This is a genomic window from Telluria sp. AC161, from assembly GCF_979258535.1.
Map to the genome: position 1 here is coordinate 3350410 of NZ_OZ409861.1, position 20596 is coordinate 3371005.

The 20596-nt window shown below is 62.1% G+C and carries 12 protein-coding genes; 8 read left to right on the forward strand and 4 right to left on the reverse strand.

All coding sequences use genetic code 11. The features are described from left to right. Positions 1–589 precede the first annotated feature (589 nt). The 3 genes from ACZ0AJ_RS15005 to moeA all read left to right on the forward strand — a co-directional run bounded on the left by ACZ0AJ_RS15005 (position 590) and on the right by moeA (position 6989). A complete protein-coding gene (locus ACZ0AJ_RS15005) occupies positions 590–3796 on the forward strand; it encodes an Rne/Rng family ribonuclease (RefSeq protein WP_499455281.1) in 3207 nt (1068 codons plus the stop codon). 181 nt (positions 3797–3977) lie between these two features. Then, complete coding sequence (gene moaA, locus ACZ0AJ_RS15010) at positions 3978–5090, forward strand: GTP 3',8-cyclase MoaA (RefSeq protein ID WP_258835385.1); 1113 nt, start codon at positions 3978–3980, stop codon at positions 5088–5090. A 33-nt stretch (positions 5091–5123) separates the two neighbouring features. Then, positions 5124–6989 (forward strand): molybdopterin molybdotransferase MoeA, encoded by a 1866-nt coding sequence (gene moeA, locus ACZ0AJ_RS15015; RefSeq protein ID WP_499455480.1) that lies wholly within the window; start codon positions 5124–5126, stop codon positions 6987–6989. Between the two features lie 336 nt (positions 6990–7325). Here the strand turns inward: moeA and ACZ0AJ_RS15020 are convergent, their stop codons facing one another. Genes ACZ0AJ_RS15020 through ACZ0AJ_RS15035 form a run of 4 tightly spaced genes read right to left on the reverse strand, consistent with a single transcriptional unit; the run spans position 7326 to position 12620 of the window. Next, positions 7326–8651 (reverse strand): DNA recombination protein RmuC, encoded by a 1326-nt coding sequence (locus tag ACZ0AJ_RS15020; protein ID WP_499455284.1) that lies wholly within the window; start codon positions 8649–8651, stop codon positions 7326–7328. Positions 8652–8655: 4 nt separating this feature from the next. Next, a complete protein-coding gene (locus ACZ0AJ_RS15025; protein WP_499455285.1) occupies positions 8656–9057 on the reverse strand; it encodes a group II truncated hemoglobin in 402 nt (133 codons plus the stop codon). 3 nt (positions 9058–9060) lie between these two features. After that, complete coding sequence (locus ACZ0AJ_RS15030) at positions 9061–11592, reverse strand: ABC transporter permease (protein WP_499455286.1); 2532 nt, start codon at positions 11590–11592, stop codon at positions 9061–9063. 20 nt (positions 11593–11612) lie between these two features. Continuing rightward, positions 11613–12620 (reverse strand): adenosine deaminase, encoded by a 1008-nt coding sequence (locus tag ACZ0AJ_RS15035; RefSeq protein ID WP_499455287.1) that lies wholly within the window; start codon positions 12618–12620, stop codon positions 11613–11615. Positions 12621–13140: 520 nt separating this feature from the next. On the opposite strand from ACZ0AJ_RS15035, the gene ACZ0AJ_RS15040 reads away from it, so the two are divergent. The 5 genes from ACZ0AJ_RS15040 to ACZ0AJ_RS15060 all read left to right on the forward strand — a co-directional run bounded on the left by ACZ0AJ_RS15040 (position 13141) and on the right by ACZ0AJ_RS15060 (position 20594). After that, positions 13141–15063 carry a PrkA family serine protein kinase gene (locus tag ACZ0AJ_RS15040; RefSeq protein WP_499455288.1) on the forward strand — a complete coding sequence of 641 codons (1923 nt, stop codon included), beginning with the start codon at positions 13141–13143 and terminating at the stop codon, positions 15061–15063. Positions 15064–15287: 224 nt separating this feature from the next. After that, on the forward strand, positions 15288–16559 hold the full coding sequence (locus ACZ0AJ_RS15045; protein WP_499455289.1) for a YeaH/YhbH family protein: 1272 nt from the start codon (positions 15288–15290) through the stop codon (positions 16557–16559). Positions 16560–16601: 42 nt separating this feature from the next. Next, on the forward strand, positions 16602–18125 hold the full coding sequence (locus tag ACZ0AJ_RS15050) for a SpoVR family protein (RefSeq protein WP_499455290.1): 1524 nt from the start codon (positions 16602–16604) through the stop codon (positions 18123–18125). Between the two features lie 771 nt (positions 18126–18896). Next, positions 18897–19562, forward strand: coding sequence for an energy transducer TonB (locus ACZ0AJ_RS15055; protein ID WP_183555796.1), 666 nt, complete (start codon positions 18897–18899; stop codon positions 19560–19562). An 84-nt stretch (positions 19563–19646) separates the two neighbouring features. After that, positions 19647–20594 carry a MotA/TolQ/ExbB proton channel family protein gene (locus ACZ0AJ_RS15060; RefSeq protein ID WP_221290656.1) on the forward strand — a complete coding sequence of 316 codons (948 nt, stop codon included), beginning with the start codon at positions 19647–19649 and terminating at the stop codon, positions 20592–20594. The last annotated feature ends 2 nt before the right edge of the window (positions 20595–20596 follow it).

The following is a 20596-nucleotide window of genomic DNA, read 5'->3' on the forward strand; positions in this document are numbered from 1 at the left end:
CTCTGCTGGTGTAAGAATTAAAATGAAATTTTACACTGGGGCACGCCCCATCGGCCCCGCCAAGTGCAAATTCGATGGAAAGAACGTGTACGCACATCCTTGCGCCAATCAAGGTTGCAACCGATTTGTAATCGGATTGCGCGCAATGATGCCGGATTGGATTGTCAGGATTCTTAAGGATAAGTACCAGCAAGCATCCTTAACAAAGTGCTTGCCGGTTGATGGTGTCGATAACGCTTGTCGTTTTCGCTGACCCCGCTGCTGCAGCATCCACACCGCTTGAGCAAGGCTGTCTCTTCGCCTCCAGGCCGGTCGGTTGCTGGCGCCCAGGGTCGGCTGGCTGTGGCACACCCTCCCTTGTTCGTTGCTGTGCCAACCCCAATGTGGTGGCAGGTAACGAACAAAAGTTGCGGCGTGTTTAGACAATGACGTTCGGCCCCACAGCGCCCCGTTGCGGCAGCGAAATTACTTTGCTGTACCGCACGCCCGGGCATACCCCCTCCTGTCACCCGTCCCCGCATACATCCCTGTAGCTGCGCCGCCCGTGAGGGCGGCCTTCACACGGCCCCCGGGTCACGGAGTACTAAAAATGAAACGCATGTTGTTTAACGCGACGCAGCAAGAAGAGCTGCGCGTCGCTATTGTCGATGGCCAGAAGCTGATCGACATCGATATCGAGACTGCCGGTCGCGAACAGCGCAAGTCGAATATCTACAAGGGTGTCATCACCCGCATCGAACCCTCCCTCGAAGCCTGCTTCGTCAGCTACGGCGAAGACCGCCACGGTTTCCTCCCCTTCAAAGAAGTCGCCCGCACGTATTTCCGTGAAGGTGTCGACGTGCGCAATTGCTCCATCAAGGAAGCGCTGCGCGAAGGCCAGGAAATCATGGTCCAGGTCGAAAAAGAAGAACGCGGCAACAAGGGCGCTGCCCTGACCTCGTTCATCTCGCTGGCCGGCCGCTACCTCGTCCTGATGCCGAACAACCCGCGCGGCGGCGGTGTATCACGCCGCGTCGAAGGCGAAGAACGCCAGGAACTGCGCGAAACGATGGACAAGCTCGACCTGCCGCAAGGCATGTCGGTCATCGCCCGCACTGCCGGTATTGGCCGTAACGTCGAAGAACTGCAGTGGGACCTGAATTACCTGATGCAACTGTGGCGCGCGATCGAAGGCGCCGGCAAGTCGTCCAACGGCGCGTTCCTGATCTACCAGGAATCGTCGCTCGTCATCCGCGCGATCCGCGATTACTTCCAGCCGGACATCGGCGAAGTGCTGATCGACACCGACGAAATCTATGAGCAGGCGCAGCAGTTCATGAGCCACGTGATGCCCGACATGGCGCACCGCGTGAAGCGTTACAGCGACGACGTGCCGCTGTTCTCGCGTTTCCAGATCGAACACCAGATCGAAACCGCCTACGCGCGCACCGTGCCGCTGCCATCGGGCGGCGCCATCGTGATCGACCACACCGAAGCGCTGGTCTCGATCGACGTCAACTCGGCCCGCGCCACGCGCGGCTCGGACATCGAAACGACCGCCTTCAACACCAACTGCGAAGCAGCCGACGAAGTGGCGCGCCAGTTGCGCCTGCGCGATCTGGGCGGCCTGATCGTGATCGACTTCATCGACATGGAAGTGGCCAAGAACCAGCGCGAAGTCGAACAGCGCCTGAAGGACGCGCTGCACCATGACCGCGCCCGCGTTCAGATGGGCAAGATTTCGCGCTTCGGCCTGATGGAACTGTCGCGCCAGCGCCTGCGTCCGTCGCTGTCGGAAGGCTCCCACGTGACCTGCCCACGCTGCTCGGGCACCGGCCACATCCGCGATACCGAATCGTCGGCCCTGCAAGTCCTGCGCATCATCCAGGAAGAGGCGATGAAGGAAAATTCGGCCGCCATCCACGTGCAGGTGCCCGTCGATGTCGCTGCTTTCCTGCTGAACGAGAAGCGTGGCGAAGTGCTCAAGATCGAGAACCGCCACCGCATCACCGTGATCCTGATCCCGAACAAGCATCTGGACACGCCGCATTACAAGCTCGAGCGCATCAAGCACGACGATCCGCGCCTCGAAGACGCACACGCCAGCTACGCGATGGCCGAGTCGGCCGATACCGACATGGCTTACGCGAAACGCCAGAAAGAAGAAGCCAAGCCGCGCCAGGAAGCCGTCGTCAAGACGATTACCCCGGCCCAGCCTGCGCCGCTGGTCGACCGCAGCGAAGCGGCCAAGCCAGTCAAGCCGGCTGTCGCCCCTGCGGTTGCGGTGCCCGTGCCTGCGCCGGTGGAAGAAGAAGGTTTCTTTGCCAAGCTGCGCAACTTCTTCTTCGGCAAACCAGAACCAAAAGGCGCCGCACCGGCCGTGCTGGTGGAAGTGCCTGTCGCCGCCCCTGCGCAGGCAGAGCGCGACCGCAACAACCGCACCAAGAATGGCCGCACCGGTGGCCGTCCAGCTGGCAAGCCGGGCCGTGAACGCGAAGAGCGCGAGCCGGTTGCCAAGACCGCCGCACCGGGCGAAGAGCTGGCCAAGGGCCCGGACGCCGAAGCGCGTCCACCACGCCCGCCGCGCCCGCCACGTCCACCGCGCGAAGGCCGCGAGCCACGTGAACCACGCGACCCGGCCGATGCCGCGCCACGTGCCGAAGGCGCAGAGCGTCTGGAACGCGCCGAGCGTCCTGAACGCGGCGAGCGCAAGGAGCGCCAGCCACGTCAGCCGCGCGAGCGCACCGAGCGTACGGAGCGCACCACCCAGGTCATCGAAGCCAAGCTCGATGAAATCAATGTCAGCCAGGTGGTGTCGAACACCACCGTTGCCGTGACCACCACCGGTCCGGAAGGCAGCCAGGAAGTCGTGCAGCAAGTCATCAAATCGGTGACCACGATCGGCCCGGATGGCGAAGAAGTCGAGATGGATGGCGACGAGCCACGCCGTCGTCGTCGCCGCGGTGGCCGTAACCGCAACCGTCGCGATCGTGACCAGATCGAAGGCGAAGGCGGCGAAGGCAACGAAGACGCACCAGCGTTCGCGCCGGTAGCGGACGAAGAAGTGGCCAAGGTGGCAGCAGCTGCCCGCGCCGCCCGTGGCAAGCAGGCGCAGTCCGGCGCCCAGGCGCCGTGGCCGTTCCCGACCTCGGCATCGATCGCCGCCAAGGATGATGCGGCGCAAGCTGCAACTGCAGCACCGGCACCAGCAGCTGCGCCGGTGATCTCGCAAGCGGCGCCGGTCGAGGGCAATATGTTCCCGACGTCGGCCTCGATGGCGGCAACGACGACCGAGGCAGCGCCTGCCAATGTCGAGCCGGTCAATTTCCCGACGGCGGCATCGATGGGCGTAGCGGCAGAAGTTTCGGCACCAGCATCGGCACCGGCATCGACCGAACCGGTCATGTTCCCGACGGCGGCGTCGGTGGCGGCTGAGCATGCTGCTGAACCGGTCGGGGCCGAGGCCGCTCCTACTCCTGCTCCTGCACCAGCGCCTGTCGAGCCGGCGCCGGTGGTGGAAGTCGCCCCTGCGCCAGTGGTCGAGCCTGTGACCGCGGTGGCCGTCGAACCTGCACCGGTGGCAGCCGCGGAAGTGACCACGGCGCCAGCGCCAGTGGCTGCTACCCCTGCGCCAAAGCTGGACGACATGCTGGCCGAAGCGGGCCTGCAACTGGCCGCGACCGATCCTGAGAAGCTGCGCGCCGCCCAGGCCGCAGCAGCGCAGGCAGCCACGCCGGTGCGCGTTGGCCGTGCCCGCAAGCCGGTCATCGTCCCGGTCGACGAGCCGCTGGTGCAGGTCGATACCAGCCGTCAGTAAGCAATCGGCAGTACCGTACGTCGTTCCCGCGCAGGCGGGAACCCAAGTTCATTAGCGTTGCGATAACGCTGGCACCTTGGGTTCCCGCCCTTCGCGGGAACGACGCATTTGGGCCTCGTTACTCCCTCCAACGACACACCCTCGCCCGGCAGTATTCCCGGGCGCATGCTATCGTATTGGAATGGCTGAAAAAATCATCCTTATCAATGACCTGCGCTCATCGAAGCTGCGGGTCCCGGCCGTGCCGGAAGCACCTACGGGCCTGCTGAGCGACGCGCTCGGCCGGCCGCTGCACGACTTGCGCATTTCCGTCACCGACCGCTGCAATTTCCGCTGCGTGTATTGCATGCCGAAGGAAGTGTTCGACAAGGATTACCAATACCTGCCGCACGGCGACCTGCTGTCGTTCGAAGAGATCACGCGCGTCGCGCGCCTGTTCGTCGCGCACGGCGTCGAAAAGCTGCGCCTGACGGGCGGCGAGCCGCTGCTGCGCAAGAATCTCGAACGCCTGGTGGGCATGTTGCGTGCACTCCCTACCCCCAGCGGCCGTCCGCTCGACCTCACCTTGACGACCAACGGCTCGATCCTGGCGCGCAAGGCGCAAGCCCTGAAAGATGCGGGCCTGGACCGGGTCACGGTATCACTCGACGCGCTCGACGACGGCGTATTCCGCAGCATGAACGATGTCGATTTTTCGGTGGCCGATGTGCTGCACGGCATCGACACCGCGCACGCGGTGGGCCTGGGGCCGGTCAAGGTGAACATGGTCGTCAAGGGCGGCACCAACGTCGACCAGATCCTGCCGATGGCGCGCCACTTCAAGGGCTCGCCGACAATCCTGCGCTTCATCGAATTCATGGATGTGGGCGCGTCGAACGGTTGGGACATGCGCGACGTGGTGCCGTCGGGCGACGTGGTGCGCCGCATCTCGGCCGAGCTGCCACTGGTACCGGTGGCCGCCAACTACAGCGGCGAGACCGCCTCGCGCTGGCGCTACGTCGATGGCGACGGCGAAATTGGTGTGATTTCCAGCGTCACGCAAGCGTTCTGCGGCGACTGCAGCCGTCTGCGCCTGTCGACCGAAGGCAAACTCTACACTTGCCTGTTCGCCACGCGCGGCCACGATATGCGCGCACTGCTGCGCGAAGGGCATGACGACCTGGCCCTGAGCGGCGCCATCGCGCAACTGTGGCGCGGCCGGGCCGACCGCTATTCCGAGACCCGCTCGGCAGAGACCGGTACGGGCCAGCTGGACGGGCCGCGCCGGGTTGAAATGTCCTATATTGGTGGCTGACAGCCGGTGGTTAATCAAACGATGGAGGCAGGATTGATCAGCGGGTTGATTCTGGCGGGCGGGCGTGGCTCGCGCATGGGCAATGTGGACAAGGGCTTGCAGCCGTTCCGCTCCAGCACGATGGTCGAGCACGTACTGGCGCGTTTGCGGCCGCAGGTCGGGCCCTTGCTGATCAGCGCCAACCGCAATCTCGACACGTACCGCGCATTTGGCGCGCCCGTGCTGACCGACGAAATGGCGGATTTTCCGGGCCCGCTGGCCGGGCTTGAAACGGGCTTGCGTCACTGCACCACGCCGTATCTGCTGACGGTGCCGTGCGATTCGCCATTCCTGCCACTTGACCTGGCCGCGCGCCTGTTCGCGGCGCTGCAAGAGCACGACGCCGACGTGGCCTACGCCGCGACGCAGGAAGCCGGCATGCTGGTCCAGCCGCATCCCGTGTTCTGCCTGGTGCGCGCTGACCGGCTGCCCGTGTTGTCGGCCTATCTGGCCCAGGGTGGCCGCCGGGTCGACGGCTGGTACCGCGACCTCAAGGCCGTTGAAGTCGTGTTCGACGACGCCGACGCGTTCCGCAACATCAACACGCTCGACGAGCTGCGCGGGCTCGAACAACCGGCCTTCCCTGCCAGCCTGGCCCAGGTGGCCAGTTGCATCAACGGCTATGACCCGAACGCGCTGCCGGTGCGCGACGCCCAGCGCATCATCCGCGAATTCGTCCAGCCGGTGCGCGCCGTCGAAATGGTGGCGTTGCGCGCAAGCCTGGGCCGCGTGCTGGCGCGCGATATGGTCTCGCCGATCAACGTGCCCGCGCACGACAATTCGGCGATGGACGGCTACGCACTGCGTGGCGCCGACCTGCCGCAGGACGGCGTGGCGACGTTCAAGGTGGTCGATATCGTGTATGCCGGCAAGCCGTCCGCTGTCGTACCCGGTCCCGGCGAATGCGTGCGCATCATGACGGGCGGCGTGATGCCGGCCGGTTGCGACAGCGTGCTGCCGCAGGAATTTGCCGACAGCGGCGACGATGTCGCGATGACCGTGCGCGCCGGCGCCATCCGCGCTGGCGACAACCGCCGGCTGGCCGGCGAAGATTTGAAAGCCGGCAGCGCCGCCCTGAAGGCCGGCCGCATCATCCGGCCATCTGACCTGGGCCTGTGCGCGTCGCTGGGCTTTGCCGAAATCCCCGTGCAACGGCGCCTGCGCGTGGCGTTCTTCTCCACCGGCGACGAGCTGCGCTCGATCGGCGAGCCGCTGGGCGAAGGCTGCGTCTATGACAGCAACCGCTACACGATCTACGGCATGCTCCAGCGCCTGGGCTGCGAGATCATCGACATGGGCGTCGTGCGCGACAGCCCGGAAGCGCTGGAAGACGCGCTGCGCACCGCCTGCGAAAACGCCGACGCGATCATCACGTCGGGCGGCGTCTCGGTCGGCGCCGCCGACTACACCAAACAGGTGATGGCACAACTGGGCGACGTGACCTTCTGGAAAGTGGGCATGCGCCCGGGCCGCCCGCTGGCATTCGGGCGCGTCACATCGAACGGCCGCAGTGCCTTCCTGTTCGGCTTGCCGGGCAATCCGGTGGCCGTGATGGTGTCGTTCTACTTCTTCGCACGCGACGCGCTGCTGCAAATGATGGGCGCCAACGCCCCACTCCCGCTGCTGCAGGCGCGCTCATCCGAAGCGATCCGCAAGAAACCAGGCCGCACCGAATACCAGCGCGGCATCATCACGCGCGGCGCCGACGGCACGCCCGAAGTGCGCCTCACCGGCGCCCAAGGCTCAGGCATCCTGCGCTCAATGTCCGAAGCCAACTGCATGGTCGTCCTGCACGACGGACAAGGCAGCGTGGCCGCCGGCGACATGGTCGACATCCTCCCATTCGAAGGCCTGTTCTAAGCCGATAAGGCAGCGCCACACCTACCGCAATCAGCAAATTCTTGCCCCCAGACCCTTACAAAACAATTAGGGTCAGAGTCGAATTGTTTGACAACTTTGGGTAATTGCCCATTAAGTCGACTCCGACCCTAATTAATTTTGGCTGTTTTTTCGACTAAATCGAGTCATCCTGGAAATTGAGTTCCGGCCGGAATTAGATTTGGCATTTGGCGGCTAAAAACACCCTAAAACAATTAGGGTCAGAGTCGAATTGTTTGACAACATTGGGTAATTGCCCATTAATTCTACTCTGACCCTGATTGTTTTTGTGACTTGGGGGAAATTGTAGGGGTGCTGTCAGTCTTCGCGTTCCAGGCCGTCAGAGCCCAGGAGTAATTGGGCGGCTTCGGTTGGGAGCGCTTCGACCGATTTGAGCTTGCGGGCCATCTGGCGGCTGCGCACTTCGGCGTTTTCGATGTTTTTGGCGGCGCGCTCCAGCGTCGTTTTCGTTGCAGCCAGCACGTCGCCGAATTTCGTGAATTCGGTTTTGACTGCGCCCAGCACTTGCCACACTTCGGATGAGCGCTTTTCCAGCGCCAGCGTGCGGAAGCCCATTTGCAGGCTGTTGAGCAAGGCGCTCAGTGTCGACGGGCCGGCGATCGTCACGCGCAGCGTGCGCTGCAGGTCGTCGGCCAGGCCCGGGCGGCGCATTACTTCGGCGTACAGGCCTTCGGTTGGCAGGAACAGGATCGCGAAGTCCGTCGTCTGTGGCGGCGAGACGTATTTGTCGCAGATGGTTTGCGCCTCGCGCCGCACTGCCCGCTCCAGCTCGGCGCCGGCGCGAATGACGCCTTCCGCGTCCGCAATGTCGGCCGCGGCCTGCAGGCGCTCGTACTGCTCCTTCGGGAACTTGGCGTCGATCGGCAGCCACAGTGGCGCGCCGCCGTCGACGGTGCCCGGCAGCTTGATGGCGAACTCCACCCGCGCGTTCGAGCCCGCCACCGTCTCGACGTTCTTCGCATACTGCTCGACCGTCAACACCTGCTCGAGCAGCATCTCCAGCTGCACCTCGCCCCACGTGCCGCGCGTCTTCACGTTGGTGAGCACGCGCTTGAGGTCACCCACGCCAATGGCCAGCTGCTGCATCTCGCCCAGGCCCTGGTGGACTTTTTCCAGCCGCTCGGACACCTGGCGGAACGATTCCGTCAGCCGCGTCTCCAGCGTCGCGTGCAGCTTTTCATCGACCGTCTGGCGCATCTCTTCCAGGCGCTTGCCATTGTCCGCCTGCAGATCGCGGATCTTGGATTCCAGTGTGTTGCGCACTTCGAGCATGCGCTGGGCGTTCGATTCAGTGAGGTTGCCCAGCGTCTGCTGCAGCGTGTCGGCAAAGCGCTTGAGCGCGCGCGCCTGCTCTTCGCGCCCGCTGCTCGATTGCAGCTGCATCTGCTGCCGCATGCTGTCAAATTGCTGGACCGAGGCGTTGTGATACTGGGCCAGGTGGCCGGCGGTTTCCTGGCGCGTCGACTGCGCGCTGGCCTGCAGTTCCTGGCGCAGCTCGCGCTCGAGCCGTTCGATGTGCGCGCCATTGCCGCCGCCGCTGCCGCGCAGGCGCAGCAAGACCAGCACCAGCAATGCGATGATGAGCGCAAGGCCCACCAGGATCAGGATTTCTGCTGTCGTCATCGTGTCAATCGGCCTTGTTGCGCATCCAGTCGGCGGTTTCGAAGAAAGACGTCAGCAGGCGCACCCGCAGCGCCTCGTCGTAGCCCAGGTCTTCCATCGCCCACGCCATCGCGCGCAGCCACGCGTCGCGCTCCTTGGTGCCGATCGCATACGGCAGGTGGCGCGCGCGCAGGCGCGGATGGCCGTAGCGTTCTATATACAGGTCCGGGCCGCCCATCCACCCGGACAAAAACATGAACAGCTTGTCGCGCGAGCTGTCGTTGGGCACCGGGTGCATCACGTGGATGCTGGCGAACTCTGACTCGAGCTGCATCAGGTCATAGAAGCGGTCCACCAACGCGCGCAGGCGCTCGGCGCCGCCCATGATCTCGTACAGCGTTGGCGTGTCGGCTTGCGTATCTTGCATGGCTTACGCCTCCCGCAACGTCTGCAGCGGCGGCTGACGCAGCACGCCGCGCAAGCCGAACCAGCCGCCGACAATCGCGCACAGGATCCCCACCACCAGGCCAGCGAGCCACACGCCCGGCGCGAACGTCCACGGGAACTTGAACTGGTACGTCGCCAGCGCCCAGCCCAGCGCCGCAGCGCCCGTCGCGGCGAGCAGGCCGGAAAGGCCGCCCACCAGCACGAACTCGATCCGCTGCGCCCGCGCCAGTTGCTGGCGCGTTGCGCCCAGCGCACGCAGCAGGCCGCCTTCACGCGTGCGCTCGGAGGTCGATCCCATCAACGCTGCATACAGCACCAGCACGCCCGAGGCCAGCGTGAACAGGAACAGGAATTCGACCGCGACCACCACCTGGTCCAGCACATCCTGCAGCTGGCGGATAATGCCCGAGACGTCGACCACGGTCAGGTTCGGATATGCGCGCGTGAGCGCATTGCCCAGGTTCGCGCCTTCGGCCGGCACGTGGAACGCCGTCATGTAGGTGGTCGGCGCATTGGCCATCGCGGCCGGATTGATGATGACGAAGAAGTTGGCGCGCATCGAGCCCCATTCGAGCTTGCGCACGCTGGTGATCTTCGCGTCCACCATCAGTCCTGCCATGTCGAAGCGCAGGCTGTCGCCTAGCTTCAGGCCAAGGCGGTCCATGATGCTTTTTTCGACCGACGCTTCGGCCAGGCCAGGGGCATCCCTGAACCAGGCGCCCTCGACCACCTCGTTCCCCTCTGGCAGCGCGTTGGTCGTCGACAGGTTGAATTCGCGGTTGGCCAGGCGGCGTGCCTCGCCGTCGGCAAAGGTGTCGCTCTTGATGGCGGCGCCATTGATCGCCGTGAGGCGCCCGCGGATCATCGGGAACAGTACCGGCTCCTTCACATTGGCCGCCTGCAGCTGGTCTTCGACGCCCTTCGTCTGCTCGGGCAGGATGTTGATCACGAAGCGATTCGGCGCGTCGGCCGGCGTGGCCGACTGCCAGGCCGCCATCAGGTCACCCCGCACGACGGTCAGCAGCAGCAGCGCCATCAGGCCGAGCGACAGCGAGACCACCTGCACGACCGTGGCGCCGGGCCGGCGCTGCAGCGACGTGACGGCAAAGCGCCAGGCCTGCTGCGGGAACAGGTTGCGCATGCGGCGCAGCAGTTTGAGGCCCAGCCAGGCCACGAGCGCAAACACCGCGAAGCCGCCGAGGAAGCCGCCGGCCGTGATCAGCGCCAGCGTCAGGTCGCGCGCCTGCCAATAGAGCAGCAGGACGAACGCGCCCACGCCCAGGCCATAAGTCGCCAAAGCGGCCGGTTGCGGCGCGCCGGCTTCACGCCGGATCACGCGGTTGTGCGGCACATTGCGTAATTGCAGAATCGGCGGCAGTGCAAAGCCCACCAGCAGCAGCATGCCCGTGGCCACGCCCTGCAGCGCCGGCAGGATCGACACGGGCGGCAGCTCGGTGCGGATCAGCGATGCGATCAGTTCGAGCAGCACGAAGTGCGCGCCGAAGCCCACCAGCACACCGAGCACGCTGCCCAGCAAGCCGACGAGGGCAAATTCGGTCACGTACATGACGGTGACCTGGTTCTGGGTCAGGCCCAGGCAGCGCAGCATGGCGCAGGCATCCAGGTGACGGCTCATGAAGCGGCGCGCCGCCATCGCCACGGCCACCGCTGCCAGCATCGCCGACAACAGGCCCACGAGCGACAGGAACAAGCCCGCGCGATCGAGCGTGGCGCGCATTTCAGGGCGCCCGTTCTCCAGCGTCTCGATACGCACGCCCTTGAGGTTCCCGTCCCTGATCTGCGCGCGCAGCCAGGTTTCGTAGGCCTTGATGGCCGCCAGGTCGTTGCGGTTGGTCGAGGCAATCTGCAGGCGGAAGTCCACGCGCGCGAAATCGTCCACCAGGCCCGTCGCCTTCAGATCGGCCATCGACAGCATCACGCGCGGCGCGAAGTTCGCGAACGACGCGCCTTTATCGGGCTCGGTCGCGATCAGCTGCGTGATGCGCAACTGGCTGTTGCCCAGCGTGAGCATGCCGCCCACCTGCGTCGACAGCTGGGCGAGCAAGCCCGGATCGACCCACACGGTGCCGGGCGCCGGCACGGCGCGTGTCGGTTCGCCGCGCGCGCCGCTGGCCGCGACCGGGTCGGTCGTGATCTTCATCTGGCCACGCAGCGGGTAGCCTGTCGACACGGCCTTGATCGACGAGAGCTGCGCCAGCGAGTCATCGCCCTCGCCGGCCTGCGCCATGCTCGGGAAGGTCACGGTGTCGGCCAGCAGCAGGCCGCGCCGCGCCGCTTCGTCGCGCCAGGCCTGGGGCACCGGGTCATCGGTCTTGACCAGCAGGTCGGCGCCCAGCAGCTGGTGCGCGTCGCGGTCCATGCCGGCGCGCATACGGTCAGTGAAGAAGCCGACCGACGTGAGCGCCGCCACGGCGACGATGAGCGCCACCAGCAGGAAGCGCAGTTCACCGGCGCGCCAGTCGCGCGCCGTCATGCGAAGTGCCTGGACGAACATGGCGTCGCTCCGTGGTTGGATTAAGCGGTGGCGAAAAAGTCGTCGACTTCGGCCAGGAAGGCGCGCTTGCGCTCCGGATCGATGAAGGCGGCCTGGAAGCTGTTGCGCGCCAGTTGCCGCGCGTGCGTGGCATCCAGCGGCAAGGCGTCGAACGCAGCGAAGTAATTCTCGTTGACGTAGCCGCCGAAATAGGCCGGATCGTCCGAGTTGACCGTAACGGCCAGGCCAGCGTCCAGCAGGGTGCGCAGATTGTGCGAACCCATGACGTCGAACACGCGCAGCTTGATGTTCGACAGCGGGCACACGGTCAGCGCCATCTGCTCGCGCACCAGGCGCTCGACCAGCGCCGGGCTTTCCAGGCTGCGCACGCCGTGGTCGATGCGCTCGACCTTGAGCACGTCGAGCGCGCTTTCGATATAGGCCGGTGGCCCTTCTTCGCCCGCATGCGCGACCAGGCGCAAACCCAGGTTGCGGGCGCGCTCGAACACGCGCGCGAACTTCTCGGGCGGATGGCCGACCTCGGACGAATCCAGGCCCACGCCGATGAACTTGTCGCGGTACGGCAGCGACTCGTCCAGCGTGGCGATCGCGTCGTCTTCCGACAGATGGCGCAGGAAGCACATGATCAGTTCAGCGCTGAGTGGCGCATCCTGACAGGCGCGCCAGATGCCGTTGATGACGGTCTCGAACGGCACGCCGCGCGCGGTGTGTGTTTGCGGGTCGAAGAAGATTTCGGTGTGGCGGACATTGTCGGCATGGGCGCGCGCCAGGTAGGCGGCGGTCATGTCATAAAAGTCCTGCTCGGTCAGCAACACGCTGGCACCCGCATAATAAATGTCGAGGAACGATTGCAGGTCGCTGAAAGCGTAGGCGTCGCGCAACGCTTCGACCGAGGCATAGGCCAGCTGGACGTTGTTTCTTTGTGCCAGAGCAAAAATCAGTTCTGGCTCGAGCGAGCCCTCGATATGGATGTGCAGTTCAGCCTTGGGCATGTTCTGCAGCAGGGTGCGCAAGCGATCGTCTAGCATGGTGTTCTCCAACAGGTGTTCAGTGAATAAGGTCGCGCGTTAAGGCGACCGGCAAGTGTAACGCATGCGTGCAATCGGCTCATGCCATAGCGAAAAAGCGTAAGTTCATCATGGGCCGCGCACGATGCGCGTGCACCGCCTGTTGTACCGTTGACGAAAACTCGCTACGCTTTGCATGACGCCCCGCACGCACGCGCAGCGCAGGCAAAAACCGAATTTTTTATTGTTAAATCAAGCACTTGTTACCACTTCATCATGTCGTGCAACACGACTTTGACTTCGGAAACTATTAGGGACATAATAAATTTCAGTAACGCAAAAAGACGCTCTCCATACTGCGGTTAGTTCGATATTTCCGGATCGACAACAAGCAATCGCACGCGCACCATCCACGACGCCGACCACACTGGCGCCGCACGTGACGACCGAACAAGGAGTACGCCAAAAATAACCGGGCCCCCGGGCAGCGCCATGCGCTGCTGTGACAGTGATTCGTTGTTGGCACATTAAAGGAAATTCAATGAGCATCTTTGAAAATTACACGGCCCGCTATGAGCGTACTCGCGAAGAGGAATACTCGATGTCCGAGTTCCTGCAGATGTGCAAGCGTGACCCGCTGACCTATGCCAGCGCACCGGAGCGCATGCTCGCCGCCATTGGCGAACCCACGCTGGTCGATACCCGTCTCGATTCGCGCATGTCGCGCATCTTCGCCAACAAGGTCATCAAGATCTACCCGGCGTTTCGCGAGTTTTATGGCATGGAAGAAGTGATCGAACAGGTCGTTTCGTATTTCCGCCACGCGGCGCAAGGCCTGGAAGAACGCAAGCAGATCCTGTATCTACTGGGCCCGGTCGGTGGCGGCAAATCGTCGATTGCCGAAAAACTCAAGAGCCTGATGGAGCTGGTGCCCTTTTATGCGATCAAGGGTTCGCCCGTCAACGAGTCGCCCCTGGGCTTGTTCAGTGAAGACGAAGACGGCAATATCCTCGAAGAAGATTACGGCATTCCCCGCCGCTATCTGCGCGCGGTGCCGAGTCCCTGGGCCGTCAAGCGCCTGCATGAATTTGGCGGCGACATCAACAAGTTCCGCGTCGTGCGGCGCTATCCGTCGATCCTCAAGCAGGTCGCCATTTCCAAGACCGAGCCGGGCGACGAAAACAACCAGGATATCTCGTCCCTCGTCGGCAAGGTCGACATCCGCAAGCTCGAGGATTTCTCGCAGGACGATCCGGATGCCTACAGTTATTCGGGCGGCCTGTGCCTGGCCAATCAGGGCCTGATGGAATTCGTCGAGATGTTCAAGGCGCCGATCAAGGTGCTGCACCCGCTGCTCACGGCCACGCAGGAAGGCAATTACAAGGGCACCGAAGGCTTTGGCGCGATCCCGTTCGACGGCATCGTGCTGGCGCACTCGAACGAGTCCGAATGGAAGACCTTCCGCAACAACCGCAATAACGAGGCGTTCCTCGACCGCATCTATATTGTCAAGGTGCCGTACTGCCTGCGCGTGTCGGACGAAGTGAAAATCTACGACAAGCTGCTGCGCAATTCGTCGCTCGACAAGGCGCCCTGCGCCCCGGGTACGCTGCGCATGATGTCGCAGTTTGCCGTGCTCTCGCGCCTGAAGGATCCCGACAATTCCAGCATCTATTCCAAGATGCTCGTGTATGACGGCGACAACCTGAAAGACACCGACCCCAAAGCCAAGTCGCTGCACGAGTATGTCGATTACGCGGGCGTGGACGAAGGCATGAACGGCCTGTCGACCCGCTTTGCTTTCAAGATTCTGTCGAAGGTGTTCAATTTCGACAATACCGAAGTGGCGGCCAATCCGGTGCACCTGCTGTACGTGCTCGAGCAGCAGATCGAGCGCGAGCAATTCCCGCCCGAAACCGAGCAGCGCTACCTGTCGTATATCAAGGAACACCTGGCGCAGCGCTATGTCGACTTCATCGGCAAGGAAATTCAAACGGCCTACCTGGAAAGCTATTCCGAGTATGGGCAGAACATCTTCGACCGTTACGTCACGTTTGCCGACTTCTGGATTCAGGACCAGGAATTTCGCGATCCCGATACCGGCGAGAGTTTCGATCGCGAGTCGCTCAACGCCGAACTGGAAAAGATCGAAAAGCCGGCCGGGATTTCGAATCCGAAGGATTTCCGCAACGAGATCGTCAATTTCAGCCTGCGTGCGCGCGCCACCAATGCTGGCAAAAATCCCGCCTGGACCAGTTACGAAAAGTTCCGCAGCGTGATCGAGAAAAAAATGTTCTCGAATACCGAGGAACTCCTGCCGGTGATTTCATTCAATGCAAAGGCGAATACCGAGGATGCGAACAAGCATGCCGATTTCGTGGCGCGCATGGTCGAGAAAGGCTATACGCCGAAGCAGGTGCGGTTGCTGTGCGAGTGGTATCTGCGCGTGCGCAAATCGTCGTAAGCAACAGCGTATGAGCAACGGGGCATGAGTGACAGCGCATGAGTGACAGCGTTGTCGGCTGGCCGCAGGCCGCCCGCCGGCAACGTCCCGCGCTGTGCGTGCGTCGCACGTCCGTTCACGTAGCGTATTAAGATAAGGGCGCTGCTGTTGAAAAGGCAGCGCCACAGCGCCAACGGCGTGTCCAACACGCCAGATCCGCGCTTACATTGAGCAGGAGGCCTGTTTTGACTTACCTCATCGACCGTCGCTTGCAGGGCAAGAACAAGTCTGCGGTCAACCGCGAACGCTTCCTGCGCCGCTACAAGGCGCAGATCAAGGATGCCGTCGGCCGCGCCATCAAGGGCCGCTCGATCACCGATATCGAAAACGGCGAAAAGGTCACCATTCCCGTCAAGGATGTGAACGAGCCCCACTTCGGCCACGCCCATGGCGGCGTCTGGGAAACCGTCAACCCCGGCAATACCGAATACCAAAAAGGCGACCAGTTCAGCCGCCCGCGCGGCGGTGGCGCCGGCGCCGGCCGCGGTCGCCCCGGCAACAGCGACCAGACCGTCGAAGACGATTTCATCTTTGAATTGTCGCGCGAAGAATTCATGAATTATTTCTTCGAAGACCTCGAGTTGCCGAATATGGTCAAGACGCAGCTGACCCAGACCATTGAATACAAGAATCAGCGCGCCGGCTACAACGTCTCGGGCACGCCCTCGAATATCCACGTGCTGCGCTCGCTGCGCGGCGCCCTGGGCCGGCGCATTGCCGTGGGCGGACCGACGCGGCGCCAGTTGGCCGAGGCCCAGGAACAATTGCAGGCCTTGTTCGACGAAGGCGCACCTAGCGACGACCAGGGCGTTATCGAACTGCGGGACCACATTCATCACCTGCGGATCCGGCTCAATGCGATTCCGTTCATCGATCCGTTCGACCTGCGCTACGCCAACCGGATCAAGGTTCCCAAGCCAAGTACGCAAGCGGTGATGTTCTGCATCATGGACGTGTCGGGGTCGATGGACGAAACCCGCAAGGACACGGCCAAGCGCTTCTTCATTCTGCTGTATCTGTTCCTGAAACGCGTGTACGAGAAAATCGATGTGATCTTCATCCGCCACCACACGGCGGCGGCCGAGGTCGACGAGAACGAGTTCTTCCATTCGCGCGAGTCGGGCGGCACCGTGGTGTCGTCGGCCCTGCACCTGCTGCAAAAAGTCATCAACGAACGCTACGGCAGCGCCGACTGGAATGCGTATGTGGCGCAAGCCTCCGACGGCGACAACTGGGACAACGATTCGGTGCTGTGCAAGCAGATCCTGTCCAATGCGATCATGCCGCGCGTGCAGTACTACACGTATGTCGAAATCACGGACGGCCCGCCACAGAATCTGTGGGAACAATACTGCGACGTCGCCAGCCAGCACCGCAACTTCGCGATGCAAAAGATCGTGACCCCGGCCGATATTTATCCGGTGTTCCGGGAATTGTTTAAAAAGCAGGCCAAGTAGCCACGCGAACAGCCGAACCAGCCAACCGCAGCGAGGTGCCTCATGCCAAGAGATCCGGACAACCCGCGCGCCCTGCCCGAACAGTCGGAATGGACTTTCGACCTGATCGAGCAGGCGCACGAAGAAATCAGGCGTGTGGCCAAACGCTATGGCCTGGACACCTACCCGAACCAGCTTGAGATCATCACCGCCGAGCAAATGATGGATGCCTACACCTCGGTCGGGATGCCGGTGTCATACAACCACTGGTCGTTCGGCAAGCATTTCCTGAGCACCGAGAAAAGCTACCGCCGCGGGCAGATGGGGCTGGCGTACGAAATCGTCATCAATTCCAATCCCTGCATCGCCTACCTGATGGAAGAGAACAGCCTGACGATGCAGGCGCTGGTGATCGCGCACGCAGCGTATGGCCACAACTCCTTCTTCAAGGGTAATTACCTGTTCCGAAGCTGGACTGACGCCGACGCCATCGTCGACTATATGGTGTTCGCCAAGAACTACATCGCCGAATGTGAGCAGCGGCATGGCATCGATGCGGTGGAAGAATTGCTCGATTCATGCCATGCGCTGCAAAACCATGGCGTGGACCGCTACAAGCGCCCGGCCAAGCTGTCAGTGGCGCAAGAGGCGGCGCGCACCAAAGAGCGCGAAGACTACGCGCAGTCGCAGGTCAACGCCATCTGGCGCACGCTGCCGCTGCGCGAAGAGCAGGTACACAGCGCCGCGCCCGTGCGCTTTCCGCCCGAGCCCGAAGAAAACCTGCTGTACTTCATTGAAAAATATGCGCCGCTGCTGGAACCGTGGCAGCGCGAGCTGGTGCGCATCACGCGCAAGATCTCGCAATACTTTTATCCGCAGCGCCAGACCCAGGTCATGAACGAAGGCTGGGCCACGTTCTGGCACTACACGATTCTGCAGGACCTGTACCAGGAGGGCATCGTCGGCGACGGCTTCATGCTCGAATTTTTGCAAAGCCACACCAATGTCGTCTACCAGCCGCCGGCCAACAGTCCGTATTACAGCGGGATCAACCCGTATGCGCTCGGTTTTGCCATGATGAGCGACATCCGCCGCATCTGCGAACACCCGACCGATGAAGACCGCACCTGGTTCCCCGACATCGCCGGCAGCGACTGGCGCAAGACGCTGGACTTTGCGATGCGCAATTTCAAGGACGAGAGTTTCATTGCGCAGTACCTGTCGCCCAAGCTGATCCGCGAATTTCACTTCTTTGCCGTGCTGGACGACGATCGCAGCGACAAACTGTCCATTTCAGCCATCCACGACGACGCCGGTTACCGTTATGTACGCCACAAGCTGGCCGAACAATACAATCTTGGCAGCCGCGAGCCGAACATCCAGGTCTGGCAGGTCAATACACGCGACGACCGCGCGCTGACGCTGCGTCACACGCAGTACAACCGGCGCCCGCTCAACCAGCAGGCGCAAGAGGTCCTCAAGCACGTGGCCCGCCTGTGGGGCTTCGACGTGCGCCTGGAGACGGCCGATCCCGACGGCCATGTCGTCAGCTTCATCGAGTGCCGGCGCGAAAAGCGCACACGCTGATCGGCTCTCCCTTCACCCACGGATCGGCCTGCGCGCCGATCCCGCCCCTGCTTTTCAGCCCACTTCACCTGTCAATACCACGTGTGCGTAGGATCACGTACGTACTTGTGTTCGCTTGATATCGCCAATATCGGAATTTCATGGTATGTTGCCGTCATCACATGTTGGCGCTGTCACATCTACGTCATGGCAATATGGTGGTGAAGTACCTAGCAAAACTAAGTAATATAGTTTGGCGAAGCAGGTGTGGGGCCTCGCAGCTTTCATTCCTGTGAAGTTGAACCCCTGTTAGACGCACGGTTGAGTTATCTCAATGGTGAGAAGTCGTATAACTTTTATCTATAGCTTGTGAAGGAAGGTACCTGTTCCAGGTGATTCGTTCTCCGATGCAAGACTCGGTGAACAGCGATAGTTTGCACAAAAGCCGTCGCATCGTCATAGGAAATTTGCCATACAACACAATTAACGACAATAATTTGGCTAAACCAGCCTGAGCATTGATCTTCCACGTAACGAGGAGAATCCATAGATAACACGACACATTTTCCGGACCTCCAAACCCCGCCGTGCAGCCCATCCGTTCTTGTATAGATGAGCTGGTTTGCCAGCATTTACAAGCAGTTAGCGGTCCTTTCGCTGCCGTAAAAATGTATGTGCAAAAAAGAATTCGTAGGTATAATTCCTCGAATGTCCCGGATGCGGCTCTAGGTTTCCGTCGTATTTAGTGGGTTTGGTAGCAACAAAAAAGAGTTGGCATTGGAGAAATATGGCATGAATTTTTCGAACGAAAAGCAACCCGGGAAAAATTTCACAGGATTCATCGTTGTGCTCATCTTCCACATCCTTGTGGGTTGGGCACTCGTTGCTGGCCTGGGGACCCGGATCGTCAGCACGGTGACCGAAGCTGTGGAGACCAAGCTGATTGAAGAAGTGGCTCCGCCGCCACCACCGGAAACCCCGCCACCGCCGCCACCGCCGGAAATGAAGGCTCCACCGCCTCCATTCATCCCGCCGGTCGAAGTGCAGGTGCAGCAGCCGCCACCGCCGCAGAACGTGATCGCCGCTGCGACGCAGACGCCGCCACCGACCACGTCGCTGGCACCGCCTGCACCACCGGCTCCATCGGCACCGCCAGCACCACCGGCACCGCGTGGCGTCAGCCGCAGCGAAGCAGTAGCAGACTTTAATACTTGCGCACGTCCGGAATATCCGCGTTCGTCGCAACGCAATGAAGAAACGGGTACCACGACCCTGCAATTCCTGATTGGTGTCGATGGTCGCGTGTTGGAAGCCAAGCTGGCGAAGTCAAGTGGCTTCCGAGACTTGGACCGGGCCGCGCAATCGGCTCTGAGCAAATGCCGATTCAAGCCAGCCATGATCGATGGCAAGCCGGAACAGGCGTGGACAGCGGTGCAGTACGTCTGGACGCTGGAATAAAACCGGGACAAAACACCGTCTCAAACTTTGATTGTCGTTGTCGTAAGTTCAGCGAACTGTCTATTTAAATATTTTGGAGGAAGCATGTTTAAGAATACCCGTTTGTCCGCTTTCCTGGCGGCTGTCCTGTTGTCGGTAACCGCAGCATCGGCGCTGGTGTCGGCACCAGCCTTCGCTCAAACCCCGGCAACCGACGCAGCTGCTCCAGCGGCGACCGACGCAGCTGCACCAGCCGTTGATCCGGCTGCTGCGCCTGCTACTGATGCTGCTGCTACCGCTGCTCCGGCCGATGCCGGCGCGCCAGCTGCTGCACCAGGCACCGAAAAAACCGAAGAAGTCTACAACCCGTACGGCCTGCAGGCCATGTGGGAACACGGCGACTTCGTCAACAAGGGCACCCTGATCATCCTGTCGCTGATGTCGATCGGTTCGTGGTACATCATCATCACCAAGCTGATCGATCAGCAAAAAGTGATGAACCAGGCTAAAGACATGAAAGCCAAGTTCTGGAAAGCACCGTCGATCGTCGCTGGTTCGGCTACGCTGAAAGAAGGTTCGCCATTCCGCTTCATCGCTGAAACCGGCACCAAGGCTACCCAGCACCACGATGGCGCCCTGCTCGAGCAGATCGACCTGTCGACCTGGGTTACCATGCAGATCCAGCGCGCTGTTGACCGTGTTCAGTCGCGTCTGCAAGATGGCCTGTCGTTCCTGGCAACCGTTGGTTCGACCTCGCCGTTCATCGGTCTGTTCGGTACCGTCTGGGGTATTTACAACGCACTGACCGCCATCGGCATGTCGGGTAACGCATCGATCGACAAGGTTGCAGGTCCAGTCGGTGAAGCACTGATCATGACCGCTTTCGGTCTGTTCGTTGCAGTTCCTGCCGTCCTGGGTTACAACTGGCTGGTTCGTCGTAACAAGACCGCGCTGGAAGACATCCGCTCGTTCTCGGCTGACGTGCACTCGGTACTGATCTCGGGCGCAATGTCGACCTCGAACGCAGCAATCAGCGCCAAGAAGATTGGATAAAT

Coding starts and splice junctions, on each gene's coding strand:
- ACZ0AJ_RS15040 (WP_499455288.1), top strand. CDS start 13,141: ATGAGCATCTTTGAAAATTACACGGCCCGCTATGAGCGTACTCGCGAA.
- ACZ0AJ_RS15005 (WP_499455281.1), top strand. CDS start 590: ATGAAACGCATGTTGTTTAACGCGACGCAGCAAGAAGAGCTGCGCGTC.
- ACZ0AJ_RS15020 (WP_499455284.1), bottom strand. CDS start 8,651: ATGACGACAGCAGAAATCCTGATCCTGGTGGGCCTTGCGCTCATCATC.
- ACZ0AJ_RS15025 (WP_499455285.1), bottom strand. CDS start 9,057: ATGCAAGATACGCAAGCCGACACGCCAACGCTGTACGAGATCATGGGC.
- moaA (WP_258835385.1), top strand. CDS start 3,978: ATGGCTGAAAAAATCATCCTTATCAATGACCTGCGCTCATCGAAGCTG.
- ACZ0AJ_RS15050 (WP_499455290.1), top strand. CDS start 16,602: ATGCCAAGAGATCCGGACAACCCGCGCGCCCTGCCCGAACAGTCGGAA.
- ACZ0AJ_RS15035 (WP_499455287.1), bottom strand. CDS start 12,620: ATGCTAGACGATCGCTTGCGCACCCTGCTGCAGAACATGCCCAAGGCT.
- ACZ0AJ_RS15030 (WP_499455286.1), bottom strand. CDS start 11,592: ATGTTCGTCCAGGCACTTCGCATGACGGCGCGCGACTGGCGCGCCGGT.
- ACZ0AJ_RS15060 (WP_221290656.1), top strand. CDS start 19,647: ATGTTTAAGAATACCCGTTTGTCCGCTTTCCTGGCGGCTGTCCTGTTG.
- ACZ0AJ_RS15055 (WP_183555796.1), top strand. CDS start 18,897: ATGAATTTTTCGAACGAAAAGCAACCCGGGAAAAATTTCACAGGATTC.